At 66.7% G+C, this 23,096-nt stretch carries 26 protein-coding genes and 2 tRNA genes; 16 read left to right on the forward strand and 12 right to left on the reverse strand.

The features are described from left to right. Window positions 1–8 precede the first annotated feature (8 nt). The gene (locus RM190_RS14875) at window positions 9–341 is read left to right on the forward strand and encodes a hypothetical protein (protein ID WP_311760246.1); all 333 of its coding nucleotides are present in this window, start codon (window positions 9–11) and stop codon (window positions 339–341) included. Between the two features lie 11 nt (window positions 342–352). Continuing rightward, entirely contained in the window at window positions 353–628 is a 276-nt protein-coding gene (locus RM190_RS14880; protein ID WP_311760247.1) for an I78 family peptidase inhibitor, read from the forward strand. A 145-nt stretch (window positions 629–773) separates the two neighbouring features. Here the strand turns inward: RM190_RS14880 and RM190_RS14885 are convergent. The 4 genes from RM190_RS14885 to RM190_RS14900 all read right to left on the reverse strand — a co-directional run bounded on the left by RM190_RS14885 (window position 774) and on the right by RM190_RS14900 (window position 3,936). Then, window positions 774–847: transfer RNA gene (locus tag RM190_RS14885), tRNA-Cys, on the reverse strand. An 81-nt stretch (window positions 848–928) separates the two neighbouring features. Continuing rightward, window positions 929–2,179, reverse strand: a complete 1,251-nt coding sequence (locus RM190_RS14890; RefSeq protein ID WP_311760248.1) for a class I SAM-dependent methyltransferase — start codon at window positions 2,177–2,179, stop codon at window positions 929–931. A 209-nt stretch (window positions 2,180–2,388) separates the two neighbouring features. Next, window positions 2,389–2,463: transfer RNA gene (locus RM190_RS14895), tRNA-Gly, on the reverse strand. Between the two features lie 117 nt (window positions 2,464–2,580). Continuing rightward, on the reverse strand, window positions 2,581–3,936 hold the full coding sequence (locus tag RM190_RS14900; RefSeq protein WP_311760249.1) for a condensation domain-containing protein: 1,356 nt from the start codon (window positions 3,934–3,936) through the stop codon (window positions 2,581–2,583). Between the two features lie 209 nt (window positions 3,937–4,145). On the opposite strand from RM190_RS14900, the gene RM190_RS14905 reads away from it, so the two are divergent. Beyond that, the gene (locus RM190_RS14905; RefSeq protein ID WP_311760250.1) at window positions 4,146–5,765 is read left to right on the forward strand and encodes a (2,3-dihydroxybenzoyl)adenylate synthase; all 1,620 of its coding nucleotides are present in this window, start codon (window positions 4,146–4,148) and stop codon (window positions 5,763–5,765) included. 11 nt (window positions 5,766–5,776) lie between these two features. Next, window positions 5,777–6,019, forward strand: coding sequence for a phosphopantetheine-binding protein (locus tag RM190_RS14910; RefSeq protein ID WP_311760251.1), 243 nt, complete (start codon window positions 5,777–5,779; stop codon window positions 6,017–6,019). A gap of 7 nt (window positions 6,020–6,026) precedes the next feature. Here RM190_RS14910 and RM190_RS14915 read toward each other — a convergent pair whose 3' ends face one another. From RM190_RS14915 to RM190_RS14925, 3 genes are read right to left on the reverse strand one after another with little or no spacing between them, the layout of a single operon-like run. Further along, window positions 6,027–6,800: an SDR family oxidoreductase gene (locus RM190_RS14915; protein ID WP_311760252.1), complete on the reverse strand. Its 774-nt coding sequence runs from the start codon at window positions 6,798–6,800 to the stop codon at window positions 6,027–6,029. Beyond that, the gene (locus RM190_RS14920; protein ID WP_311760253.1) at window positions 6,791–7,447 is read right to left on the reverse strand and encodes an isochorismatase family protein; all 657 of its coding nucleotides are present in this window, start codon (window positions 7,445–7,447) and stop codon (window positions 6,791–6,793) included. The genes RM190_RS14915 and RM190_RS14920 overlap by 10 nt, the downstream gene beginning before the upstream one ends. Further along, window positions 7,447–8,646: an isochorismate synthase gene (locus RM190_RS14925; protein ID WP_311760254.1), complete on the reverse strand. Its 1,200-nt coding sequence runs from the start codon at window positions 8,644–8,646 to the stop codon at window positions 7,447–7,449. The genes RM190_RS14920 and RM190_RS14925 overlap by 1 nt, the downstream gene beginning before the upstream one ends. A gap of 383 nt (window positions 8,647–9,029) precedes the next feature. Between RM190_RS14925 and RM190_RS14930 the strand changes: the two genes are divergently transcribed. From RM190_RS14930 to RM190_RS14955, 6 genes are all read left to right on the forward strand, one after another. After that, window positions 9,030–9,974, forward strand: a complete 945-nt coding sequence (locus RM190_RS14930) for a diacylglycerol/lipid kinase family protein (RefSeq protein ID WP_311760255.1) — start codon at window positions 9,030–9,032, stop codon at window positions 9,972–9,974. Continuing rightward, window positions 9,971–10,765 (forward strand): metallophosphoesterase family protein, encoded by a 795-nt coding sequence (locus RM190_RS14935; RefSeq protein ID WP_311760256.1) that lies wholly within the window; start codon window positions 9,971–9,973, stop codon window positions 10,763–10,765. The genes RM190_RS14930 and RM190_RS14935 overlap by 4 nt, the downstream gene beginning before the upstream one ends. 114 nt (window positions 10,766–10,879) lie before the next feature. After that, window positions 10,880–11,764, forward strand: a complete 885-nt coding sequence (locus tag RM190_RS14940; protein ID WP_311760257.1) for a siderophore ABC transporter substrate-binding protein — start codon at window positions 10,880–10,882, stop codon at window positions 11,762–11,764. A gap of 5 nt (window positions 11,765–11,769) precedes the next feature. After that, window positions 11,770–12,714 carry an ABC transporter permease gene (locus tag RM190_RS14945; protein ID WP_390908494.1) on the forward strand — a complete coding sequence of 315 codons (945 nt, stop codon included), beginning with the start codon at window positions 11,770–11,772 and terminating at the stop codon, window positions 12,712–12,714. Continuing rightward, window positions 12,707–13,660, forward strand: coding sequence for an iron chelate uptake ABC transporter family permease subunit (locus RM190_RS14950; protein WP_311760259.1), 954 nt, complete (start codon window positions 12,707–12,709; stop codon window positions 13,658–13,660). Before RM190_RS14945 ends, RM190_RS14950 begins: the two co-directional genes overlap by 8 nt. Next, complete coding sequence (locus RM190_RS14955) at window positions 13,657–14,415, forward strand: iron ABC transporter ATP-binding protein (RefSeq protein WP_311760260.1); 759 nt, start codon at window positions 13,657–13,659, stop codon at window positions 14,413–14,415. Before RM190_RS14950 ends, RM190_RS14955 begins: the two co-directional genes overlap by 4 nt. Window positions 14,416–14,437: 22 nt before the next feature. Here the strand turns inward: RM190_RS14955 and RM190_RS14960 are convergent, their stop codons facing one another. Then, complete coding sequence (locus RM190_RS14960) at window positions 14,438–15,232, reverse strand: VOC family protein (protein ID WP_311760261.1); 795 nt, start codon at window positions 15,230–15,232, stop codon at window positions 14,438–14,440. A gap of 279 nt (window positions 15,233–15,511) precedes the next feature. Here RM190_RS14960 and RM190_RS14965 point away from each other — a divergent pair, with 279 nt between their 5' ends. After that, window positions 15,512–16,606 (forward strand): THUMP domain-containing class I SAM-dependent RNA methyltransferase, encoded by a 1,095-nt coding sequence (locus RM190_RS14965; RefSeq protein WP_311760347.1) that lies wholly within the window; start codon window positions 15,512–15,514, stop codon window positions 16,604–16,606. A 12-nt stretch (window positions 16,607–16,618) separates the two neighbouring features. On the opposite strand, the gene ribA is transcribed toward RM190_RS14965, so the two are convergent. Beyond that, window positions 16,619–17,680, reverse strand: coding sequence for a GTP cyclohydrolase II (gene ribA / locus RM190_RS14970; protein ID WP_311760262.1), 1,062 nt, complete (start codon window positions 17,678–17,680; stop codon window positions 16,619–16,621). Window positions 17,681–17,815: 135 nt separating this feature from the next. On the opposite strand from ribA, the gene RM190_RS14975 reads away from it, so the two are divergent. From RM190_RS14975 to RM190_RS14995, 5 genes are all read left to right on the forward strand, one after another. Continuing rightward, entirely contained in the window at window positions 17,816–18,502 is a 687-nt protein-coding gene (locus RM190_RS14975) for a response regulator transcription factor (protein WP_311760263.1), read from the forward strand. 122 nt (window positions 18,503–18,624) lie between these two features. After that, a complete protein-coding gene (locus tag RM190_RS14980) occupies window positions 18,625–19,410 on the forward strand; it encodes an exodeoxyribonuclease III (RefSeq protein ID WP_311760264.1) in 786 nt (261 codons plus the stop codon). A 75-nt stretch (window positions 19,411–19,485) separates the two neighbouring features. Continuing rightward, window positions 19,486–20,403, forward strand: a complete 918-nt coding sequence (gene trxA / locus RM190_RS14985) for a thioredoxin (RefSeq protein WP_390908473.1) — start codon at window positions 19,486–19,488, stop codon at window positions 20,401–20,403. A 1-nt stretch (window position 20,404) separates the two neighbouring features. Further along, window positions 20,405–21,043 (forward strand): LON peptidase substrate-binding domain-containing protein, encoded by a 639-nt coding sequence (locus tag RM190_RS14990; RefSeq protein WP_311760265.1) that lies wholly within the window; start codon window positions 20,405–20,407, stop codon window positions 21,041–21,043. After that, window positions 21,040–21,249, forward strand: a complete 210-nt coding sequence (locus RM190_RS14995; protein WP_311760266.1) for a Trm112 family protein — start codon at window positions 21,040–21,042, stop codon at window positions 21,247–21,249. The genes RM190_RS14990 and RM190_RS14995 overlap by 4 nt, the downstream gene beginning before the upstream one ends. Before the next feature lie 18 nt (window positions 21,250–21,267). Here RM190_RS14995 and RM190_RS15000 read toward each other — a convergent pair whose 3' ends face one another. The 3 genes from RM190_RS15000 to RM190_RS15010 all read right to left on the reverse strand — a co-directional run bounded on the left by RM190_RS15000 (window position 21,268) and on the right by RM190_RS15010 (window position 23,096). Continuing rightward, window positions 21,268–21,708 (reverse strand): GFA family protein, encoded by a 441-nt coding sequence (locus RM190_RS15000; protein ID WP_311760267.1) that lies wholly within the window; start codon window positions 21,706–21,708, stop codon window positions 21,268–21,270. A gap of 76 nt (window positions 21,709–21,784) precedes the next feature. After that, window positions 21,785–22,693, reverse strand: a complete 909-nt coding sequence (gene argC / locus RM190_RS15005; protein ID WP_311760268.1) for an N-acetyl-gamma-glutamyl-phosphate reductase — start codon at window positions 22,691–22,693, stop codon at window positions 21,785–21,787. A 67-nt stretch (window positions 22,694–22,760) separates the two neighbouring features. After that, entirely contained in the window at window positions 22,761–23,096 is a 336-nt protein-coding gene (locus tag RM190_RS15010; RefSeq protein ID WP_311760269.1) for a DUF779 domain-containing protein, read from the reverse strand.

Genomic DNA, 23,096 nt, shown 5'->3' on the forward strand with positions numbered 1-23,096 from the left:
ACCTTGCGATGATCCGACCACTTCTCGTCCTTGCCGCCCTTGCCCCGCTGGCCGCCTGCGCGCCTGCGACGGCGCCGGAAACTGCGCCCGTCGTCGCCCCCGTGCCGGTGGCGCCGGTCGCAGGGGTGACCGGCCTCGAATCGCGCGAACCCGATGCGTGCCACGCCAAAAGCTACATCTCTGCGCTTGGCCAGCCGGGCACTGTGATCCCCGGCCTGGGCATCACCCGCGAATACCGCGTTGTCGAATATCGCGGGATCGAGCCGCAGGAATACGACCCGCTGCGCATCGTCTTCCGTCTTGATGCGTCGGGCAACATCTACAACATCGATTGCGGTTGATCGCCATGCGCATGATCCTGGTGGCCATTTCGCTTTCGGTGCTTGCAGGTTGTACAGAGCCGCAGGCGCCGGACGCGCCCGCGACCCTTCCGGGCGAGGATGCCTGTGGCGCGTCGCGCTTTCAGAACCTTGTCGGACAGCCGAAATCCGTGCTCGACGGCGTGACCCTGCCCGAAGGGAACCGCGTGATCGGCCCGAACCAGCCGGTGACGATGGATTTCCGTCCGACCCGCCTGAACGTCGAGATCGGCAAGGACGGCCGCATCGCACGCGTCGGCTGCTACTGAAAACGCCTGAAGAAACTAGACCAGGGCGCGGAACATGTTGTCCGCGCCCTTTTTCATGCGGCATGGGCCAGAGGCGACCGCGCGGACGGACGCGAAAAACGCCGCGATCGGCCAAAGGCGCAGTCATGTCGATTGTCAGGGAAAATGGAGGCGGGTACCGGAATCGAACCGGTCTTCACGGATTTGCAATCCGCTGCGTAACCTCTCCGCCAACCCGCCGTTGTCGGTCTATCGGTGCGGGTTTAGCCGCTTCGGTCGCGGGGTGCAAGACGCCGTTTTGCGCATGAAGCGCCTTCAAGGCTACCGGGGTTCATAGATATAATCACGCCGGAAAGGATAAGAGGATCCGGTGCCTGGCAGGTCGGATGCGGCCCCCGTGTCGTCGGGGCGGGTCAACAGGATCTGATAAAGCGCGGTCCAGCCTTCCTCGAAGGCCAGCGCGCAGCCGGCAAGGTACAGGCGGAAGGCGCGCAGGACCTCGGCCGCGCGATCAACTGAAAGAGTCTGGCGCAGCACGGCCTCGGCCTCGGTCAGGCGGGATTCCAGGCGGTCGGACCAGCACCACAGCGTCCGGGCGTAATGCGGGCGCAGGTTCTCGGTATCGACCATCTCCAGCCCGGCCAGCGAGAGTTGCCGGATGGCCTGGCTGACATGGATCAACTCGCCTCCGGGGAAGATGTATTTCTCGATGAAATCGCCCATGCCGCCGCCGACAATGGCCTCGTCCACGCCGGTCACGCTGATCCCGTGGTTCAGCGCCATTCCGCCGGGCCGCAGCAGGTCGTGGATGCGCTTGCAATAGGTCGCCATGTTGGCGCGCCCCACATGCTCGAACATCCCGACCGAGGCGAGCTTGTCGAAAGGCTGCTCGGGCGAAAGATCGCGATAGTCGCAAAGCAGGATCCTGACGCGGTCGCCCAGCCCCCGTTCCTGGATCTGGCGCGTGACATGATCGAACTGGTTCTGGGACAGGGTGATGCCGGTCGCGTCGACGCCGTAAGTCTCGGCCGCGTGGAACAGCAGCGCGCCCCAGCCCGCGCCGATATCGACGAAGCGTTCACCTGGCCGCAGGTCCAGCTTGCGGCAGATATGGTCCAGTTTCGCGACCTGCGCCTGAGCAAGATCCATGTTCGGGTCGCGGAAATAGGCGCAGGAATAGACCTGCAACGGGTCCAGCCAGATCCGGTAGAAATCGTCCGAGACATCATAGTGAAAGCGGATCTGCGCCGCGTCGCGGTCTCGGCTGTGGCGCATGATCGAGGCAAGGTTCCACCATGCCCGCTGCCAGGGCCGGGGACGCTGCGGCTGGCCTTCGTCCGGGACCAGTGCTGCCACCACATGCATCAGATCGCGCATCCCGCCCTGGACCGAAACCTTGCCCGAGACGATATCCGAGCCGAGCGCGCCAAGGTTTCCGGTGGCAAGCGGCCCGAGCGCCGCCGAATCGTGAAAGACGATCTCGACCGCCGCATCGTTGCGGCCGAGCTTTGCCCCTGAAGGCAACTGCACGCGCAGCGGCACCCCCAAGTGGTCAAGCTTGGATTGAATCACGCGATCTACGGCTGACATGGCGCACCCCGCTTTGCGAAACACGGGCCAAGACGCCCGATCCTGCCATACGAGTATAAAATAAGCGCAGGGAAGCCGGTTTGGTCAACCCTTTGTGTCGGTTGCGCCTGCCAGCCAGCCGGTTGAGATATGCTGGAAAAAACAAAAGCGGCCCGAAGGCCGCTTTTCGTTTTCTTCCTTCCGGAAGATTTTGGAGCGGGCGATGAGATTCGAACTCACGACCCTAACCTTGGCAAGGTTATGCTCTACCCCTGAGCTACGCCCGCACTCCATCCCGTTGGCTCGTCGCCTTCGGTGAGCGGTGATTTATGGGACCGCGCGGGGAGGCGCAAGGGGAAAAAACCGCTTTCCACAAAAAATCTGCAAACTTTCTTTTGCACAGGTCAGGCTGTCTCGAACCGCGGAAGAAGGCTTGCGATCGCGCGGTTCGCGGCCCCGGCGCGCAGCGCGCCGCGCAGGAATTGCGGCAGCGAACGCCGATGCCGGGCGAAATCCGCGGGCGGGGTCAGGGTCGGATCGGCGCCCAGAAGAAGCTGCATCCCGCCCGCGGCCGAATCCGCGCGGATGGTGATGTTGAACCCGTCGCCCGGCCCGTTCGACAGGACGTGGCGCTGCGTCGTGCAACCGGGAAAGTTGGCCGGATCGAAGGGCAGGATGTTGATCAGCGGCGAAAAGAAGAACCGCTCGGACTGTCCAAGCCCGTGATCGGCGGCGATCTGCTCGATGCGGTACCGCCCATGACGGCGCAGCTTGCGCAGCTCGCCACACAGGCGGGTGACGGCGGGGCCCAACGGCTCCGCCGGTTCCAGCGACGCGCGGAAGGGCAGGATGTTCACGACCAGCGCCGGCACACCGATCGCAACGCTGCCCATCCGGCTGAGATAGGGCAGCCAGACCGGCATCACGATCTGACCCGCATCGTCGCGGCGCTCGGCCGAGGCGTCCTGCAGGTGAAGCGCGGCCCAGGCGGCGCACAGCACGGTCAGCAGGTCCGGCCAGCCCATGCCCCATTCCGCGCTTCGCGCGAGCAGGTCGGCCTGCAGGTCCTCCAGCGACTGTTCATGGGACAGGTCTTCGGCGGGATAATTCTCTGACCCCTTGGTCAGCACGCGTGGCGGTGGGCAGGCGGCCAGCACGGCCTGCCAATGCCGGCCATCCGCGACATGGCGCGACGAGGCGCGATAGCCTGCCTCCTCTGCCAGGTACTCGGCAAAGCGGCCCAGCGGCTGGCCGGGATCGCCCGAGCCCGTCTCGAAGGCGTAAAGGCGGGCGGCACGAGCCTCGATCATGCCCATCGCATAGCCGTCCAGCACGATGTGATGGCCGCGGTTGAACCAGATCAGGTGCTCGGGACCAAGACGGAGCAGCCATTGCGCCGAAAGCGGCTGGTGGGCCAGATCCAGCGGCGCCGCGACGTCGGCCTGCATCATCGCAAAGGCATGCTCGCGCGGCTGGCGGTGGCCGGACAGGTCGATCAGGCGCAGCGCGGGCCGTCGCGCCAGGTCCAGGTCTTGTCTGGGGCCATCCGGCCCGTCATCGAAGCGCAGGGCCAGAACGTCGGTTTCGGCGATGGTACGGCCAATGGCGCGCGCCAGTGCGTCGGGATCGGTCGGTCCGGTGAATTCGATCGCATGGGCGACGGTCGACACCGCCTCGCCCGGATGCAGGCGGAATTCTTCCCAGAAATCCAGTTGCGCAAGGGTCAGCTGCTGGGTGGGGGAAATGGTTTGTTGCGTCATGGAAAAGCGTCCCGTCCGCGGGCTTGCGAAATGTGATGCAAGTTAGGGGGAAGAGGCTGGCTGGCCCGCGACGTTGTCGCGGGCCGGCTTGCTTCGAGAGAGAAAGCCGGATAAAAATACTCGACTATTTTGCGCCGTCAAGCGGGCTTTGACGGTTGCGTGCATTTGTGTCGCAGCCGCCCGCGGATTTTCAGAACAGGATTCTCGCCATGATCGAATTCACCCGCTGGCCCAAGGATCAGGCGCGGCATTACCGCGATGCCGGATACTGGATCGACCAGCCCCTGACCCAGATCCTCGACGCCCAGCTTTCCGCCCAGGCCGAGGCTGTTGCGATCGTCTGCGGCGACCGGCGCATCACCTATGCCAAGCTGGACCGGATGTCGCGCAACCTGGCGGCCCGACTGGCCGAGGCGGGGCTGTCGCAGGGCGACCGGGCGCTGGTCCAATTGCCGAACGTGGCCGAGTTCTATGTCGTCTTCTTCGCCCTGCTGCGCATCGGGGTCGCCCCGGTCAATGCGCTGTTCAGCCACAGACGGATGGAGATGGCCGAATATGCCCGCCAGATCCAGCCAGCGGTGGTCATCGGATCGCGCGCGCACGAGCTTTTCCGCGACGATGCCTTTGCCGCCGAGCTGCAAGAAGCCGGGGCGCGGCATGTCCTGCTGCTGGGCGAGGATGCGCCCGAAATCAGTCTTGCCCATTGGCTGACCGCTGGCCCGGAGTTGCCTGCCGGTGCAGGGCCAAGCCCGGCGGACGAGGTCGCCTTCTTCCAGCTTTCGGGTGGCAGCACGGGAACGCCCAAGCTGATTCCGCGGACCCATAATGACTACGATTACAGCGTCCGGGCCAGCGCCGAGATCTGCGGCGTGACCTCTGCCACGCGCTTCCTGTGCGCTTTGCCGGCGGCGCATAACTTTCCGCTCAGTTCGCCCGGCGCGCTTGGCGTCTTTCATGCCGGGGGCACCGTCATCCTTGCCGCCAGCCCCGAGCCTCTGGCCTGTTTCGATCTGATCGAGGCCGAGGGCGTCACGATGGTCCCGCTGGTTCCACCCGCCGTCGCGCTGTGGCTGCGCGCCGTCGAAGAATCGCCCGAACGCCGGGCGGGGTTGGCGACGCTGGATCTGATGCTGGTCGGCGGCGCCAGCTTTGCCGAGGCGACGGCGCGGCGCGTGCCCGAGATTTTGGGCTGCCGCCTGCAGCAGGTCTTTGGCATGGCCGAAGGGCTGGTGAACTATACCCGGCTGGACGATCCCGACGGGATCGTGTTCGCGATGCAGGGCCGGCCCATCAGCCCCGATGACGAAATCCGCGTGCTGGACGACCAGGGCCATCCGGTGCCGGATGGTGTGCCGGGCGCGCTGGCGACGCGCGGTCCCTATACCTTCCGGGGCTATTACCGCAGCCCCGAGCACAATGCACAGGCCTTTGACGCGGACGGTTTCTATCACTCGGGTGACGTCGTCGTGCGCGAAGGCGGCTATCTGCGCGTGGTCGGGCGGATCAAGGACCAGATCAACCGGGGCGGAGAGAAGATCGCCTCGGAGGAGGTCGAGAACCTGCTGATGCGCCATCCCGACATCACCCATGCCGCGCTGGTCGCCACGCCCGACGCCCATCTGGGCGAAAAAAGCTGCGCCTTTCTTGTCCTGCGCGACGGGGCAGCCAGGCTAAGCCCGCCCGCCCTGCGCCGCCACCTGCTTGATGCGGGCGTGGCGGAATACAAGCTGCCCGACCGCTTCCGCATCCTGCCTGAACTGCCGCTGACCGCCGTGGGCAAGATCGACAAGCGCCGCCTGCGTGACAGCCTTCTTGCCGAGACCGCCTGAAAGGAAACCCGATGGATATTGCCGAAAAGACCGAAATCAGCGCCGAATGGCTGGCCGCCCGCGTCGCCGGGATGATCGAGGACGATTGCGAGATCGACCCGTCCGAGAACCTTGTCCTTTACGGGCTGGATTCCATTGCCGTCATGACTTTCTCGGCCGAACTGAAGCGGATGGGGGTCGAGGCCAGCTTTGACGAGCTGGCCCGCGACCCCACGCTGGACGCCTGGTGGACGCTGATCGCGTCGCGGCTTTAGCGCGGCCTTAGGCCCGCAGTGTCGCGCCGCCGTCGACGTAAAGGTCGGCCATGGTCACATGGCCCGCCTGGTCCGACAAAAGGAACAGGACGGCCCCCGCGATATCCTCGGGGGTCGCCAGCTTTTTCAGGGGAATGCCGGTGCGGAAATGCTCCAGATTGCCCTCGATCACCGCGCGTTCACCCGCGCCGCCATCCTCGGTCCACATGCCGGTCTGCATCGGCGTCAGGGTCGAACCCGGGGCGACGATGTTGCAGCGCACGCCCTCGGCGGCAAGCTCCAGCCCAAGGCAGCGGATCAGCATCGTCGCCGCCGCTTTCGACGCCGCATAGGCCCCCATGTTGCGCCGCGGAATCCCCGCCGCGTTCGAACTGACCGCGACCAGCGCGCCGCCCCCGTTTCGCGCGATCGCCCGGCCAAGCGCGCGGGTCGCGTGGAACGTGCCGGTGGCGTTGACGCCGATCATGCGGTCCCATTCCTCGGACGAAAGCTCCAACAGCGGGCCGATCGACAGCACGCCTGCGGCATGGACGCCCAGTGTCACCGGGCCATGCGCGGCCTCGACCCCTGCCACCTGGGCCTCGACCGCGGCGCCGTCGCGGATGTCGAGCGCATGGGCGATCGCGCCTGCAGGCGGCGGGCTTGCCGTCAGCGCCGTGGCCAGGTCGGTCGCGACGACACGTGCACCGGCCTCCAGCAGGGAGCGGGTGATGGCTTGGCCAATGCCACCTGCGGCACCGGTGACGATGGCGGTTTTCCCCTCGAACCCGGTCAGGCGCATGATGTCGCCCCGGCCGTGTCGAACAATGCCACGGCATCCGCTGTCAGCACCGGCACCCCGCAGGTCGCGGCGATCCACGCCATCGCCATGTCGTGCTTGTCGCGGCTGAAATCGGCCTGGGCATCGGCCACGGGGAATGTCTCGATATCCAGCTGGAACGCCTCGGCTGCGGTGGCGAGGCAGCCGATATGGGCATAGATGCCGCAGATCATCAGCTGGTCGCGCCCGCGCGCCCGCATCAGGCGTTCAAGGTTCGAGCGCTGGAAGGCGCTGTAGCGATGCTTGACCAGCACGATGTCGTCAGGTTCGGGGGCAAGCTCGGGCAGGATTTCTTCGTGCTCGGGCAGGGCGCCCATGCCCGGTCCCCACAGGTCGGCCTGCAGCCCGCGATCGGGGCGGAACTGGTTGCCCTTTTGCGCGGTATAGAAAACCGGGACGCCCGCCCGGCGCGCACCCGCAAGCAGGGCGGCGATATTCGCGACGACCGGCTCAAGCGGTGCGCCCGGCGGAAAGGGGCGGCAGAAATAGCGCTGCATGTCATGGACCAGCAGGGCCAACCGCTCGGGTCGGGGTTGCCATGTCCCCCGAGCCGCAGGCAAGGCAGATGCGTCGGGAAGATCATAGTTCGGGATGCCGGGCAGGGCCATCAGCAAGTCTCTCCTTGAGGGGTGATGCCGGGCAGCGCAGCGTCGGCGGGCAGTCCCAGCGCGCTGAGAAGCGCGCCGAATTTCGCGCCGGTCTCGGCGGCCTCGGCCATCGGGTCCGAGCCGGGAACGATGCCCGCCCCGGCATAAAGGCGGGCGCTGCGGCCGCTGATCTCGGCGCAGCGGATGGCGACGTGCCACGCCCCGTCGCCGTGTTCGTCGCACCAGCCGACGGCGCCTGCGTAGAAATCGCGCGGCACCGGCTCGATCCGGCGGATCAGGTCATTGGCGCGCGCCAGCGGCAGGCCGCAGACGGCGGGTGTGGGGTGCAGCAGTGCCGCCAGCAGGATCGACGGGGTCTCGGGGTCGCGCAACCTGCCGCGGATCCGTGTGCCCAGGTGCCACATGCTGCGCGTGCTGGTCAGCGTCGTGCCGTCCGGGGCCTCAAGCTCGCGGCACGAGGGGGAAAGCAGGTCCATGATGTATTCCACCACAAAGCGGTGTTCGCGCCGGTCCTTCTCCGAACGCAGCAGCGCGTCCGAGACCGCGCGGTCGGCGCTGACCGAAGCCTGACGCCGCGCCGACCCCGCCAGCGGGTGCGAGGCGATCAGCCCGCCGGTCTTTTCAAGCAGCAGTTCGGGGGTGCCGCCGCACAGCTCGCGCGGCGCTTGCCCTTGCGACGGCAGCGCGACGCGAAAGGCGGTGACGGCCGGATCCTCGCCCAGCCGCGCCATCAGTGCCGCCAGCGGGATTTCGGTCCCCGCCTCGACCCGCAGGGTGCGGGCAAGCACGATCTTTTCCAGCGCATCCCTGTCGCCCACGCTGTCCTGCATGACGGCCAGAGCGCGGGAAACCAGCGCCGCATATTGGGCGGCCGAGGGTTCGGCCGTGACGCTCAACGGTCCCGGCGCGGGGGTGGGCGGGGTTGCTGCGGGTGCGGTCCCGCGATGGCGTCGGCACTGCCACAGGCAGTCGTCATCGGCCCGGTCAAAAGGCAGGGCACCGCCGACGATGGTGCCGGGGCGCGCCTGCTGAAAGACGCGGGCGACGCGGGCGCCCAGCGTTGCGGAAGGTCCGCGCGGCACCGGGACCGGGGCGCCTTGCCCGGTGATATGGCCTTGCGGACCGTGAAAGGCGAACTGCACCGGGTCGTCGCCGGGCCTTGCCAGAACGTCCGTGGCTTCGGAGATGCGAATGTTCATGCGATGTCTCGTTGAATGAGCTTGCGCCTTGCGCGCGACCCCGCAATCGCGAGGTCGGGGCGGCGAATATCCGTCGGCGGCCGAAAGGGTGGCCGCGGCTGCGGGGTTGCAGAAATCTCCTGCCGAAAACGATGTTCATGGGTGGCGAATGCGTCCGCGCTCCGCTGAATGGCGGATGCGAGCGGACGCAGGGGGAGGTCGTGGTGAAATCGCCCCCGCAGGCTGCCCGCCGGGAACCTGTCAGAGGCGAATATTAAAGGCAAGTAAATTCGTCAGGATTGTATTGGCCGGCGAATTTCCGCGCTTCACGATCCGGCAAGGCGGCGGAACTCAACCGGCGGCCAAGGGTTTGCCCCAGCCAGGAACAGGCCGGAGAAGCGATCTTGACCACTTCCAGACCTTTCGATCTTGGGCAGGCGCGGGCCTGCGTCATCGTGAACATGGGCTCGGGTCGCAAGACTGGCGACAGCGTTGCAGCCGAGATCCGCGCCCGGCTTCAGGGGCGCGTGGCCGGGCTGGTCTTTCACCAGCTGGACAAGGGCGCGGACCTGTCCGCGACCGCTCAGAATGCGGTGGCCGAAGGCCATGACCTGATCGTCGCGGTCGGGGGCGACGGCACGCAGGCGGGGGTTGCGGGCGCAGTCGTCGGGACTGGTGCCGTCATGGTGGTCGTGCCCTGCGGCACCTTCAACTATTTCGCGCGCGATCTGGGCCTTGGGCAAACACCCGAGGAGGCGCTGCGGGTTTTCGACGTGCCCACCGTTCGCACTGTCGATGTTGGCGAGATGAATGGGGTGCTGTTTCTCAACAATGTCAGCTTCGGCGCCTATCCCGAGATCCTGAAGCGGCGTGAAAGCATCTATCGCCGTTGGGGTCGGTCCCGCCTAGCGGCTTATTGGTCGGCACTGGTGGCGATGTGGAACCTGCGCCATCCATTGCATCTGACAGTGCGTGCGAATGGCGAAGAGCGGCGCTTTACCACCGCGCTCGCCTTCATTGCGAAAAGCGCCTATCAGCTTGAGGCCTTTGGCCTGGACGGGGCCGAGGATATCCGGCAGGGGCGATTGGCGCTGCTGGTCGCGCGTGCCCGACGGCCGGGGCCGCTGGTCCGCTCGGCCCTGCGGCTCGCCTTTGGCAAATCGGCGCGCTATCAGGATTTCGACCTGATCAGCGCCCCGGAGATGCATCTGCAAACCGTCCCGCAGCATGAATATGTCGCCCATGACGGCGAAAAGATGTGGATGGATTCGCCCTTCCATGTCCGCGTTCTACCGGGCGCGCTGTCGGTGCTGGTGCCCGAGGGCAGCGGAGGGCGCGACGCCGCATGACCCGGCTGCTGCATCTGTCCGACCTGCATTTCGGCCTTGAGCGCAAGGAACTGGTCGACCCGCTTCTGGATCGGGTGAATGGCGCGCGACCCGATCTGGTCGTCGTCACCGGCGATCTGACGCATCGCGGTCGCTCGTCCCAGTTCGCACGGGCCGAGACCTTCCTGCGCCGGATCGAGGCGCCGCTGATCGCTGTCCCCGGCAATCACGACATTCCCCTGTATCGCCTGCCGGACCGGATGATGCAGCCCTATCTGCGCTATCGACGGGCCATCGCGGCGAATCTTGAACCCGTCGGCCATGTCGGGCGGTTGCGGGTGCAGGGGGTGAACAGCGTCGATACGATGGCGTGGCAGCGTGGTGTCCTGACGGCCGCGCAGATGCGCCGCGTGACCGAGGGGATCGATCCCGATTGCATCAACATCGTCGCCATGCATCACCCGATGCAGCAGCGCCCCGAGGTCGACAAGGCGCTGATGCGCGGCGCGCCCCAGGCGCTGGCGCTGTTCGAGTTGCAGGGCATCCAGGTGGTGCTGACCGGGCACCTGCATGTGTGGTCTGCGGGGGCTTTCCTGCCGCCCGAGGGGCGCGGCATCCTGCAGATCCAGGCCGGAACAGCGCTTTGCGCGCGCGAGACGGATCGCCAGAACGAATTCGCGGTTCTTGATTTCGAGGGCCCCGAACTGCGGATCGAGCGCCATGTCGCCCCGATGGACGAGCCCGGCTTTCGTCCGCCCGAGCTTTTGCGCTTTACCCGCGCCGACGGACGCTGGCGCAAAGTGGTCGCGTAAACCCGACAATTTCACTTCGTTTTCTCTGGACCTGCTCCCGCCAAGTCATTAGTCCGGCCCGGAACGCCGCCTTGCGGTTGCCGGAAACCTGGGAGAAATGCCTTGCGCGCCTTGATGCCATCCGTCGTTCTTGCCCTTTTTCTGGGCACTTCCGCCCTTGCCGCCGATCTCAGCATCCCCACCGCACAGGGAGAGGTGACACTGGCCGCCCCACCCGAAAAGGTCGCAGTCTATGATCTTCCGGCACTGGACACGCTGACGGCGCTGGGGGTCGAGGCGGCGGGCGTGCCCGAACGGCTGTATGTCGCAAGGCTCGAGGCGGTGGCCGGCAAGGCCGCGCCGGTCGGGACGCTGTTCGAGCCGAACCTTGAGGCGCTGGCCGGGCTGGCCCCTGATCTTGTCATCGTGGGTGGTCGGTCAGCCGCGCAGAAGGCGGCGGTCGAACAGGTCGCGCCCGTCATCGACATGACCATCGGAGAGGATCTTCTGGGCGATGCCCGCGCCCGCCTTGAGGCTTTCGGGACGCTTTTCGGGCGCGAACAGAAGGCGGCGGAGCTGGAGGCCGAGCTTGACCGTCGCATCGCCGCCGCGACCGATGCGGGCAAGGACAAGGGCCGGGCGCTGATCGTGATGACGAACGGACCGAAGCTGGCGGCTTATGGTCGCAATTCGCGCTTTGGCTGGATCCACGCGGCGACCGGGATGCCCGAGGCCGCCGATCACATCAGCACTGCCAATCACGGAGATGCCATCAGCCATGAATTCATCGCGCAGGCGAACCCGGACTGGCTGTTCGTGATCGACCGCGCCGCTGCCATCGGCGAGGCCGGGCAATCGGCGCAAGCCACGCTGGACAATCCGTTGGTCGCGGGAACCAATGCGTGGAAATCGGGCCATGTCGTCTATCTGGATGCGGCCGACGCCTATATCTCGGCCGGGGGCTACGGCTCGACTGTTTCCCTGCTGGACGCGCTGACCAAGGCGCTGACCGGGCAATGAGGCTTGTGCCAGCCGGCCTTGCGGTCCTGGCGCTGCTTGCCTGCGCCAGCCTGACCGTCGGGGCCGCCAGCGTCAGCATTCTCGACGCCACCCGCGATCCCCGTGCGGCGCTGATCCTTATGGAATCACGGCTGCCACGGACATTGGCCGTGATCCTGACCGGCGCGGCGCTGGCCGTGGCCGGGGTCGTGCTGCAAGCGCTGGTCCGCAACCGCTTCGTCGGCCCCGAGACGACCGGCACCGCCGAAAGTGCTGCGCTGGGCCTGCTGGCCGTATCGGTATGGGCCCCCGCGTCGCCGATCTGGGCCAAGATGGTCGCCGCAAGTCTGGCCGCCATGGCCGGGACGGCCCTGTTCGTGGCCGTGATCCGCCGCATCCCCGTGCGCGAGGTGATGTTGGTGCCCATCGCGGGGCTGGTGCTGTCGGGCGTGATCGGATCGGTCGCGACCTTTGTCGGCTGGCAGACGGACCTGCTGCAATATGTCAACGCCTGGCTGATGGCGGGCGAATTCTCGGGCGTGCTTGCAGGGCGCTATGAGTTGCTCTGGGTCGCTGCCGCCGCGGCAGGGCTGGCCTGGTTCGCGGCTGACCGCTTTGCGATCCTGGGATTGGGCGAGGGCGTTGCGACCGGGCTGGGGCTGTCGCCGGGCGGCGTCATGCGGCTGGGTCTGGCCGTGGTCGCGGTGGTCACGGCGATGGTCGTCACCACGGTCGGGATGATCCCCTTTGTCGGGCTGGTGGTCCCGAACATCGTCGCGCGGGTGATGGGGGACAACCTGCGCGCCTCGATTCCGGCGGTCGCGGTCCTTGGGGCCGTGCTGCTGTTGGCCTGCGATCTGCTGGGGCGGCTGGTTCGCTTTCCCTATGAAATCCCTGTCGGCACCATTCTGGGCGTGGTCGGTGCCATGATCTTCCTGTGGCTGCTTTATCGCAGGCCCGCGCATGGCTAGGCGCACGGTTCTGTTGGCGCTGGCTGCGTGCCTGGCAGCGGTTTCCGCGATCTGGATGCTGCAGGGCCTGCCATCGGGCCCGGCGCGCGGCTTCGTCCTTGGCCTGCGGGCCGAACGGCTGGCCGGTCTGGTGCTGGTCGGCGCCTCGACCGGGATAGCGACGATCCTGTTCCAGACGGTGGCCGCGAACCGGGTGCTGACCCCGCAGATCATGGGTTTCGATGCGCTGTACATGCTGTTGCAGACCTTGCTGGTCGCGGCGCTGGGTATCGCCGGTTTCGCCGCCCTGCCGGTCTGGGCCAAGTTCGCGGGCGAGGTCGGGGTGATGGCGCTGCTGTCCTCGCTGCTGTTCGGGGCGCTGCTGGGGCAGGGGACGCGGGACATTCCGCGGATGATCCTGACCGGGGTGATCCTTGGCGTGATGTTTCGCGCGCTGAACGCGTTTATCGGCCGCGTGCTGGATCCAAACGAGTTCGCCGTGGTCCAGCAGGCCAGTTTCGCCAGTTTCAGCAAGCTGAACGCCGCGCTGCTTCCGGCCGGGCTGGTCCTGACGCTGGTGGGAGGGATGTCCGCCGCGCGAATTGCAGGCAGGCTGGACGTGCTGGCGCTGGGGCGGGACAGCGCAATCTCGCTGGGGCTCAGGCAGGGGCGCTTCGTGCCGATGGTTCTGGCGCTGGTCGCGATCATGACCTCGGTCGCGACGGCACTGGTCGGGCCGATCACGTTCTTCGGGCTGATCGTCGCCGGGCTGACCCACGGGGTGATGCGCAGCGCGCGCCATGCCGACCTGCTGCCCGCCGCCGCGCTGATCGCCGCGATCACGCTGGTGCTGGGCCAGTTGGGGTTCGAGCGGCTGATGGGCCAGGCGGGCTTTCTGTCGGTCGGGATCGAATTCGCGGGCGGGCTGTTCTTTCTTTTCCTGCTCATCAGGGGGCGTATCCGATGATCCGCATTTCGGGACTTGGCCACCGGATCGGTTCGGCCCGGATTCTTGACGACATCTCGGCCGATCTGCCGCGCGGGGCGCTGACCGCGCTGATCGGGCCGAATGGCGCGGGAAAGTCGACGCTGCTGCGGCTGATCGGACGGTTGGAGCCGTTGCAGACCGGGCAGATCGCGCTGGACGGGCGTGACATCCGTCAGACGCCGACCGAGGCGCTGGCCCTGCGCATGGCGGTACTGGGCCAGCAGACCGCCATCGCAAGCCGCCTGCGCCTGCGCGAACTGGTCGCCTTTGGCCGCTGGCCGCATCACCGGGGCCGCCCGCGCCCCGAAGATGCGCGCATCGTCGAGGACGCGCTTGCGGCCTTCGGGCTTCTTGATCTGGGGGGACGCTTTCTTGATGAGGTGTCGGGGGGGCAGGCGCAGCGCGCCTATCTGGCGATGACGGTCGCGCAGGACACCGACTGGCTGCTGCTGGACGAACCGCTGAACAATCTGGACATGGCCCATGCCCGCGCGCTGATGGCCCGGTTGGCCGAGCTGGTCCGAGAGCAGAAGAAAAGCGTCGTGACCGTCATCCACGAGGTGAACTATGCCGCCGCCTGGGCGGATCACGTCGTGGCGATGAAATGCGGGCGCATCGTGGCGCAGGGCGCTCCGCACGAGGTTCTTACCTCGGGCATCCTGACCCAGCTTTACGACACGCCCGTCGAAGTCGGCAGCCATCTGGGGCGCCCGCTGATCCTGCACCACGTCTGACGTCGGGGTGCGGCGCGTTCTCTCAGGCCTTGGGCTCGATGCGAAGGCGCGTGCCCCAGGGGTCCGTGAACTCGGCCGAGCCCAGTCCCGCCAGCGCAGCCTCATCGGCCTGCAGCACCACTTCGGACAGGCCGGTCGTGTCGGGGCTGCGTTGCCCCGCGCCGCGACTGTTCCAGATATTGCCCGCCAAATGGTGGTGATAGCCGCCGGTCGCAAAGAAGCTGGCCCCGGCGCGATGGGCGGTGCGATCCATGCCAAGGCTTCCGGTATAGAAATCCTCGGCCTTTGCGACGTCGCCTACCTGCAGGTGCACATGGCCCACGACGGTGCCGTCGGGCGCCGCGCGCCAGCCATCCTTGCCCGCCTCGGCCAGGGCGCGCAGGTCCAGTCTTCGGGTGTCCATCGTGACCTCGCCGTCCTGCCAGGTCCAGCTGTCGCGGGGGCGGTCGACATAGACCTCGATCCCGTTGCCTTCGGGGTCGCGCAGATAGATCGCCTCGCTGACCAGATGGTCCGAGGCGCCGTCAAGCCCGATGCCGGTTTCGGCGATCCGGCGCAGCCAGCTTCCCAGCGCGGCCCGGTCGGGCAGCAGGAAGGCGGTGTGGAAAAGCCCAGCCTCGGCCGGGCGATGGCGCGCGGTCTTGTCCTGGTGCAGCTTGACCAGCGGCTTGCCGGCGACGCCAAGCACGGCTTGCGTGCCGTCCTGGGAAAGCTGTTCAAGCCCGATCACGCGCTGATAGTAATCCCGGACCTTGGCCAGATCGTTGACGGTCAGCGCCACGTGGCCGATCTGGATGGGGGCGTCACTGGTTGCCATGGTCATCTCCTGTCATCTTGCGTTCAATCTAACCCGCCCGGTGCTGGTTCGAAATGGCGGCAGACGGGGAATACTGTCTTCAAAACGGCGACAATCATGGGGTGATTGCCTTCCAGCGCTGCCTGACGCATGATGCGCGATCCTTTTTGCCATGATCCGATGACATCCAAAGCCAAAGATCCGCGCCGTCCCGCCCGCGCGCCCCGCCCGAATTCCGCCCCTGCTGCCGCCGCTGCGCCCGCAGCCGAGGCTGCGCCCCTTGCGGCGGACCAGTCGCGGATGGAGATATTCCTGGTCGCCACGCCGGGGCTGGAGGAGCCGCTTGCGCAAGAGGCCCGCGCCCTTGGCTTCGACGCGGTGATCCAGCCGGGCGGCGTGACCTTCACCGGAGGTTGGCCGGCTGTCTGGCGCGCGAACCTTGAGGTCCGGGGCGCGACCCGCGTGCTGGTGCGCATCGGCAGCTTCCGCGCCATGCACCCGGCGCAGCTCGACAAGCGCGCGCACCGCTTTCCCTGGGCCGATTTCCTGCGCCCCGACATCCCCGTCCGGGTCGAGGCGGCCAGCCGCAAATCCCGCATCTATCACGCCGGCGCCATCACCCAGCGGATCGAGGCGGCCTTGCGCGACACGCTGGGCGCGACCATCGCCGAGGACGCGCCGGTGACGATCAAGGTGCGGATCGAGGATGACCTTTGCACCATCAGCCTCGACACGTCGGGGGAATCCCTGCATCGCCGCGGCTACAAGCAGGCGGTCGCCAAGGCCCCGATGCGCGAGACGATGGCGGCGATGTTCCTGCGCCAATGCGGCTTTGACGGGTCCGAGCCGGTGCTGGACCCGATGTGCGGTTCGGGCACCTTCGTCATCGAGGCGGCCGAGATCGCGGCCGGATTGAAGCCGGGGCGCGCCCGCGATTTTGCCTTTCAGCATCTGGTCAGCTTCGATCCCGCGGCATGGGACGCGCTGCGCGGCGCGGGTCCGGCGGCCACGCCCGGTTCGGTCCGCTTCCGGGGCAGCGACCGTGATGCCGGCGCGATCCGCATGAGCCGCGACAACGCCGAACGCGCGGGCCTTGTCGACTGGACCGAGTTCCAAAGCACGGCCATCGCCGACCTTCAGCGGCCGGACGGCCCGCCCGGACTGGTCATCATCAACCCGCCCTATGGCGCGCGGATCGGCAACAAGGGTCCGCTGTTCGGCCTGCATGCCGCGATGGGAGAGGTTCTGCGCGCACGGTTCAAGGGCTGGCGCGTCGGCATCGTCACCAGCGATCCGCAGCTTGCCCGCGCCACCGGCCTGCCATTCAAGGATCCGGGGCCTTACGTCGCGCATGGCGGGTTGAAGGTGCGGCTGTTCCAGACCGGCCCGCTTTAGGGCCGGGCCGGGTTACAGCAGGTGGCCGGATTTTTCGGCCTTCACGTCCAGATAGCCGGTATTGTGCCGGTTGCGGGGGGTGATCAGGGGCACGCGCTCGGCCACGGTGATGCCGTGGCCCTGCAGCATCGCGACCTTGCGGGGGTTGTTGGTCATCAGCCGCACGCTGTGAAAGCCCATCTCGCGCAGGATGCCCGCACCGATGCGAAAGTCGCGTTCGTCATCCTCAAATCCCAGCCGGTGGTTCGCCTCGACCGTGTCGAAGCCCTGGTTCTGCAGGGCATAGGCGCGCATCTTGTTCGCAAGTCCGATGCCGCGCCCTTCCTGGTTCAGATACAGCAGGACGCCTTCGCCCCGCTGCCCCATCGCGCCAAGCGCCGCGTGAAGCTGCGGGCCGCAATCGCATTTCAGGCTACCCAGCACGTCACCGGTGAAGCAGGCCGAATGCAGCCGCGCCAGAACCGGCTTGTCGCGCGAGGGGGCGCCGATCTCGACCGCGTAATGTTCGGACTGGCCGTCATCGGGGCGAAAGATGTGCAGCTTGGAGTTTTCAGCAGAAAGCAGCGGCAGCCGCGCGGCGGCGACCGGCGCCATCCCGGCCTCGGCCGCCAAGGCCTCGATGGTTGGGCCGGGTTGCAGGCGGGTCAGCCCCTCGGGCACCTCGGGCACGGGAACCACCAGCGCGGCTGGCAGAAGCTGGGCGGACTTGATCAGGGCGATGGCGGCGCGGTCGGGCGCGGCATCGCCGCCGCGCAGGCTTTTCAGCGGCCCCTTCATCGGGGTCATCAGGTCGCCTGCCGGATCGGCCAGCGCGCGCAGCCAGTGCAGGTCGGCATCGCCCGGCAGCTCGATCCGCGCCAGGTCGCCGTCATAGACCCGCGCCTTCAGCGTCTCGGCGCGCCACCGAGTCACCGCCAGATGTGCCGGTCCCAAAGTCCGCATCAGGGCCAGCCGCTCGGGGCCCAAAGTCTCGACCGCCGCGACCAGATACCCGCCGATCGCCACGGGCAATCCGATGCGCAGGTCGGCGCGCGCGCGGGACACGCTTTCGGTCAGGGTCGGGATCAGGCTCATTGCAGGGGTCCGCGATTGAAACAAACTGAAACATAGGGACGATTTCCGACAACTCCATGTGAGAATTGCTGCACTGCGCTTTACGCGCGCCCCGTGTCCGCTCAGGTTTCCGTGAAAATGTCTATGGAGGCAAGCATGGCCGGACTGAAAAAGATCCTGTTGATCGACGATGAAGAGGACCTGCGCGAGGCCCTGGCCGAGCAGCTGGTCGCCACCGAGGATTTCGAGGTGTTCGAGGCCGGAACCGGCCACGAGGCGGTCGAGCGCACCCGCGCCGCGATCTTCGACCTGGTGGTGCTTGACGTGGGCCTGCCCGACACGGATGGACGCGAGCTGTGCAAGCGGCTGCGCAAGCAGGGCGTGAAATGCCCGATCGTCATGCTGACCGGGCACGACACCGACGCGGACACCATCCTTGGGCTCGACAGCGGCGCGAATGACTATATCACCAAGCCCTTCAAGTTCCCCGTCCTGCTGGCCCGCCTGCGCGCGCAGCTGCGCACGCATGAGCAGTCCGAGGACGCGATCTTCCAGCTTGGCCCGTATACGTTCAAGCCGGCGATGAAGATGCTGATCGACCAGAAGGACCGCAAGATCCGCCTGACCGAAAAGGAAACCAACATCCTGAAGTTCCTGTATCGCGCGCAGGATGGCGTCGTACCGCGCGACGTGCTGCTGCACGAGGTCTGGGGCTATAACGCGGGCGTGACCACCCACACGCTGGAAACCCACATCTATCGCCTGCGCCAGAAGATCGAACCCGATCCCACCAGCGCACGCCTGCTGGTGACGGAATCCGGCGGCTATCGCCTGGTCGCCTGACCGGGACCTGGGGCGAACCGGGGGATACCCCTTCGGTTCGCCCCTCTCTGTCGCGGCGACGCGGCAAGGTGGACAAGCCGGTGTCCGGGTCCTAGGGTCCGCGGCGACAAGAAAGGCTTTCCATGTTCACACTCGCCACCTGGAACATCAATTCCGTCCGCCTGCGCGAGCCGCTGGTGACACGCTTTCTGGCCGAGGAATCGCCCGATATCCTGTGCCTGCAAGAAATCAAGACTCCGCTGGACAAGTTCCCGGTCGAGGGCTTTGCCGCGCTTGGCTATCGCCATCTCGTGGCGCGCGGGCAAAAGGGCTATAACGGCGTCGCGATCCTGTCCAAGCTGCCGCTTGAGGATGCGGGCGACCGCGACTATGCTGGCCTTGGCCATGCCCGCCACGTCGCCGCGCGGCTGGAAAACGGCGTCACCATCCACAATTTCTATGTCCCCGCCGGCGGCGACATCCCGGACCGCGAACAGAACGTCAAATTCGGCCAGAAGCTGGATTTCCTGACCGAGATGCGCGACGCCTTCCATGCGGACAACCCGCAGAAGTCGATCATGGTGGGGGATCTGAACATCGCCCCGCGCGAGGATGACGTCTGGTCCCACAAGCAGCTTCTGAAGATCGTCAGCCACACCCCGATAGAGGTCGAGCATCTGGGCGCCGCGCAGGACGCGGGGAACTGGGTCGACATCACCCGCCAGGACATTCCGCAGGGCCTGCTTTATTCGTGGTGGAGCTATCGCGCCAAGGATTGGGACGCCGCGGACAAGGGCCGCAGGCTGGATCACGTCTGGGCCACGCCCGACATCTCGAACGCGGGCCATGCCAGCCGTGTGCTGCGCCCGGCGCGCGGCTGGGAACAGCCCAGCGACCACGTGCCGGTCCTCGCCAGCTTCGATCTGTAATCCGCCCTTTCGCTGCGGACGACGAACCACCATATTGCGCCTGACGCAAAACACCCGACACGACTGGGGAAGACCATGGCCATGCTTTTCGACGGCGCCGCAGCACCCGCGCCACAGACCGCCGACTTCATCTTTGACGCGACCGAGGCCAATTTCATGGCCGAGGTGGTCGAGAAATCCATGCAGGTGCCCGTCATCGTGGATTTCTGGGCGCCGTGGTGCGGTCCCTGCAAGACCCTTGGCCCGCAACTGGAAGCCGAAGTCGCGCGCCACAAGGGCCGCGTGCTGATGGCCAAGGTCAATGTGGACGAAAACCAGATGATCGCCGCGCAGCTGCGCGTACAGTCGATTCCGACCGTCTATGCCTTCTTCCAGGGCCAGCCGGTCGACGGTTTCCAGGGCGCGGTTCCGCAAAGCCAGATCAAGCAATTCGTCGACAAGCTTGCCGCGATGGGCGGCGATGATGGCGGCCTGGCCGACGCGCTTGAGGCGGCCGAGGCGATGATCACCGAAGGTGCGCCCGAGGATGCCGCCGAAACCTTTGCCGCGATCCTCGAGGAAGAGCCCGAGAACGCGACTGCATGGGGCGGGCTCGTCCGCGCGCTTCTTGCCGCGAAAGAGCTTGATCGCGCCCAGGCGGAATTGGACCGTGTGCCCGCCGCCGTCGCAAGCGCGGCCCCGGTCGAGGCCGCGCGCGCCCAGCTTCAGCTTGCCCGGCAGGCCGCTTCGGCCGGTCCGCTCGACGAATTGCGCCAGAAGGTCGAGGGGGATCCCGCCGACCCGCAGGCCCGTTTCGACTATGCCACCGCGCTTCATGCCGGCGGCCAGGTCGAGGAAGCCGTCGATCAGCTTCTGGAAAGCTTCCGCCGCGACCGCGAATGGAACGACGGCGCGGCCAAGGCCCAGCTGATTACCATCTTCGACGCGATGAAGCCCACCGATCCCGTCGCGCTGAAGGGCCGCAGGCGCCTGTCCTCGCTGATCTTCTCGTAACATGCCGCGTCGGCCCGAACTGCCCGGCGACATCGCTCTGTTCCCGCTGAGTGGGGCGGTGTTGTTGCCGCGGACGCGTCTGCCCCTGCAGATCTTCGAGCCGCGCTATCTGCAAATGGTCGAGGACGTGCTGAAGACCCGCGACCGTTTGATCGGGATGATCCAGCCCGTCGAATCCGGCCCGGATCGACTGGCGCAGATCGGCTGCGCCGGTCGCATCGTCGCCTTTTCCGAGGTCGGGGACGGTCGGCTGATGATTTCGCTGCGCGCGCAGTCCCGGTTCCGCCTGCGCGCGCTGGAGCCGCGCGCCACACCTTATCTGCACGCCCATGTCGATTGGAGCGGGTTCGAGGCCGACCTGGCGACCCGTCCCGAATGCGCGGGCCAGTTTGACCGCGACGCGCTGATCGCACGGCTGATCCGCTATGCCCGGCGGCATGGCCTCGCCTCGGATTGGAGCGCGGCCGAGACATCGGACGAGGAAACGCTGGTCAACTCGCTGTCCATGCTGCTGCCGTTTCCGCCGGGCGACAAGCAGGCCCTTCTGGAAAGCCCGACCCTTGCGGACCGGCGCGAATTGCTGGACGGGCTTCTGGAATATGCCCTTCGGGGCGGAGATGACGAGGAGATTGTCCAATGACCGACGCAAGCACCCCGGATACCACGGAACGTGGCTTTGACCGCCACATGCTTGAGGCGCTGGTCTGCCCCGTGACCCATGCCACGCTGCGTTATGACGCGCAGGCGCAGGAACTGATCTCGGACGCGGCCGGGTTGGCCTTCCCGATCCATGACGGGATTCCGATCATGCTGATCGACAGCGCCCGCCAGATCAAGGCTGATTAAGGGCAGGGCTCCCGCCCGTCAGTCGCGGGCGGGTTCCGTTTCCGGGACAAAGCGCAGAACGCCCAGCAGCCCTGATCCGCGCCGCCCGTCGCTGGGGTGATTCACCCCGTCCATCACCGGTACCTCGGCAAAGTCGAAGGGGCTGACCCCGGCAAGGCAGGCGACATTGATCCCGTATTCCGACGGGTTCGAACGCCGCTGGTGATGGGTATAGATCCCGCAGGTCCGGCAGAAGTAGTGCTTCGCCGTGCCGGTGTTGAACTGGTAAAGGGTCAGGTTCTCTTCGCCCTGCAGGAACTCGATATCGCCCAGCAGGGCCGAGACCGCGACCGCACCCCGCATCCGGCAATAGGAACAGGAACAGCGTCGCGCGGTCTCGAAGCCGCGGCTCAGCCGGACGCGGAACCGCACCGCTCCGCAATGGCAGGCTGCGTCATGGGTCTGTGGATGCTCGTTCATCGCCTTGCTCCGTTCGGGTCCGGCTTGATGCATATCCGGCCCGCCTCCCGGGCCGGATGGCGCTTCGACCGGGGCCCTACAGCCCCGCGCCCTCATCGGCACCCAGCATGATGTTCAGGTTCTGCACCGCAGCCCCGGACGCGCCCTTGCCAAGGTTGTCGAGAACCGCAACCAGCACCGCGCACCCGTTCCCGGCATCGCCGTGGACCGAGATTTCCAGCCGGTTCGTGTCGTTCAGTGCGGTCGGCACGACCCGCGCGGGGGCATCCGTGACTGCGATGAAACGGCTGCCCTCGTAATGGCTGGCAAGCGCATCGCGCAGGTTCGGAAGGTTGCGCGTGCCGTTCAGATGCAGCGGGATCTGAACCGCCATGCCTTGTGCGAAATTCCCGACCGAAGGGGCAAAGACGGGCTGTGCCGACAGGCCGGAATATTTCATGATTTCCGGCACGTGCTTGTGCTTTTGCGCCAACGCATAGACGAAGGCCGCGGGCGCTTCGCCGCGTTCGTATTCGCCGATCAGCTCCTTGCCGCCGCCGGTATAGCCCGAGACGGCATTGATCGACAAAGCCTCGTCCGGGGCAACCAGCCCGGCCTTGACCAAGGGTGCCAGCAGCGAGATCGCGCCGGTCGAATAGCAGCCGGGATTGCTGACCAGTTTCGCGCCGGCAATCGCGTCGCGCGCGCCGGGGGCGAGCTCCGCAAAGCCGAACACCCATGCCGGATCGACGCGATGCGCGGTCGAGGCATCGATGAAGCGCACCGGCAGGCCCTCGGCCAGCGCCACGGCCTCTTTTGCGGCGGCGTCGGGCAGGCACAGGATCGCGACATCGGCAGCGGCAAAAGCCTCGCGGCGCGCATCGGCATCCTTTCGGCGGGCGGGATCGATCTGGATCAGTTCGATGTCCTTGCGCCCGATCAACCGGTCGCGGATCTGCAAACCGGTGGTGCCGGCCTCGCCGTCGATGAAAACCTTCTGCGCCATCATGGCCTCCTGTATCGCGGAGGCGTTGTAGCGCAGCGCGAAGATTCAGGCAAACCTGGATCGCGCATCAGATCTGGCAAAGATCCGAGCGCGTCAGGAACCGCTTCTCGCGTCCATTGTCCAGGCTGAACATGCCGCCGCGCCCCGGCACCACGTCGATGGTCAGGCGCGTGTGCTTCCATGCCTCATACTGGCTGGCCGAGATGTAGAAGGGCATGCCCCCGATCTCTCCCAGCCTGACGTCGCGCTCTCCGATCCGGAATTCGGCCTGCGGATAGCACATGGGAGACGAGCCGTCGCAGCATCCGCCCGACTGGTGAAACAGAACCGGGCCGTGATCGGCGACGATCTGGGCCAGCAGCTCCAGCGCGGCGGGGGTGGCGGTGACGCGATCCTGCTCCAT

Origin of the sequence: Paracoccus broussonetiae (genome assembly GCF_031854425.1) — a bacterium.
GTDB classification, from domain to species: Bacteria; Pseudomonadota; Alphaproteobacteria; order Rhodobacterales; family Rhodobacteraceae; genus Paracoccus; species Paracoccus broussonetiae.

What these genes read in the sequence shown, in the direction of transcription:
- RM190_RS14995 (WP_311760266.1), top strand. Translation starts at nt 21,040, where the DNA reads ATGACCGACGCAAGCACCCCGGATACCACGGAACGTGGCTTTGACCGC.
- RM190_RS14980 (WP_311760264.1), top strand. Translation starts at nt 18,625, where the DNA reads ATGTTCACACTCGCCACCTGGAACATCAATTCCGTCCGCCTGCGCGAG.
- RM190_RS14920 (WP_311760253.1), bottom strand. Translation starts at nt 7,447, where the DNA reads ATGGCCCTGCCCGGCATCCCGAACTATGATCTTCCCGACGCATCTGCC.
- RM190_RS14975 (WP_311760263.1), top strand. Translation starts at nt 17,816, where the DNA reads ATGGCCGGACTGAAAAAGATCCTGTTGATCGACGATGAAGAGGACCTG.
- RM190_RS14905 (WP_311760250.1), top strand. Translation starts at nt 4,146, where the DNA reads ATGATCGAATTCACCCGCTGGCCCAAGGATCAGGCGCGGCATTACCGC.
- RM190_RS14955 (WP_311760260.1), top strand. Translation starts at nt 13,657, where the DNA reads ATGATCCGCATTTCGGGACTTGGCCACCGGATCGGTTCGGCCCGGATT.
- trxA (WP_390908473.1), top strand. Translation starts at nt 19,486, where the DNA reads ATGGCCATGCTTTTCGACGGCGCCGCAGCACCCGCGCCACAGACCGCC.
- RM190_RS14915 (WP_311760252.1), bottom strand. Translation starts at nt 6,800, where the DNA reads ATGCGCCTGACCGGGTTCGAGGGGAAAACCGCCATCGTCACCGGTGCC.
- RM190_RS14925 (WP_311760254.1), bottom strand. Translation starts at nt 8,646, where the DNA reads ATGAACATTCGCATCTCCGAAGCCACGGACGTTCTGGCAAGGCCCGGC.
- RM190_RS14950 (WP_311760259.1), top strand. Translation starts at nt 12,707, where the DNA reads ATGGCTAGGCGCACGGTTCTGTTGGCGCTGGCTGCGTGCCTGGCAGCG.
- RM190_RS14875 (WP_311760246.1), top strand. Translation starts at nt 9, where the DNA reads ATGATCCGACCACTTCTCGTCCTTGCCGCCCTTGCCCCGCTGGCCGCC.
- RM190_RS14935 (WP_311760256.1), top strand. Translation starts at nt 9,971, where the DNA reads ATGACCCGGCTGCTGCATCTGTCCGACCTGCATTTCGGCCTTGAGCGC.
- RM190_RS14900 (WP_311760249.1), bottom strand. Translation starts at nt 3,936, where the DNA reads ATGACGCAACAAACCATTTCCCCCACCCAGCAGCTGACCCTTGCGCAA.
- RM190_RS14990 (WP_311760265.1), top strand. Translation starts at nt 20,405, where the DNA reads ATGCCGCGTCGGCCCGAACTGCCCGGCGACATCGCTCTGTTCCCGCTG.
- argC (WP_311760268.1), bottom strand. Translation starts at nt 22,693, where the DNA reads ATGGCGCAGAAGGTTTTCATCGACGGCGAGGCCGGCACCACCGGTTTG.
- RM190_RS14910 (WP_311760251.1), top strand. Translation starts at nt 5,777, where the DNA reads ATGGATATTGCCGAAAAGACCGAAATCAGCGCCGAATGGCTGGCCGCC.
- RM190_RS15000 (WP_311760267.1), bottom strand. Translation starts at nt 21,708, where the DNA reads ATGAACGAGCATCCACAGACCCATGACGCAGCCTGCCATTGCGGAGCG.
- RM190_RS14960 (WP_311760261.1), bottom strand. Translation starts at nt 15,232, where the DNA reads ATGGCAACCAGTGACGCCCCCATCCAGATCGGCCACGTGGCGCTGACC.
- ribA (WP_311760262.1), bottom strand. Translation starts at nt 17,680, where the DNA reads ATGAGCCTGATCCCGACCCTGACCGAAAGCGTGTCCCGCGCGCGCGCC.
- RM190_RS14965 (WP_311760347.1), top strand. Translation starts at nt 15,512, where the DNA reads ATGGAGATATTCCTGGTCGCCACGCCGGGGCTGGAGGAGCCGCTTGCG.
- RM190_RS14880 (WP_311760247.1), top strand. Translation starts at nt 353, where the DNA reads ATGATCCTGGTGGCCATTTCGCTTTCGGTGCTTGCAGGTTGTACAGAG.
- RM190_RS14940 (WP_311760257.1), top strand. Translation starts at nt 10,880, where the DNA reads ATGCCATCCGTCGTTCTTGCCCTTTTTCTGGGCACTTCCGCCCTTGCC.
- RM190_RS15010 (WP_311760269.1), bottom strand. Translation starts at nt 23,096, where the DNA reads ATGGAGCAGGATCGCGTCACCGCCACCCCCGCCGCGCTGGAGCTGCTG.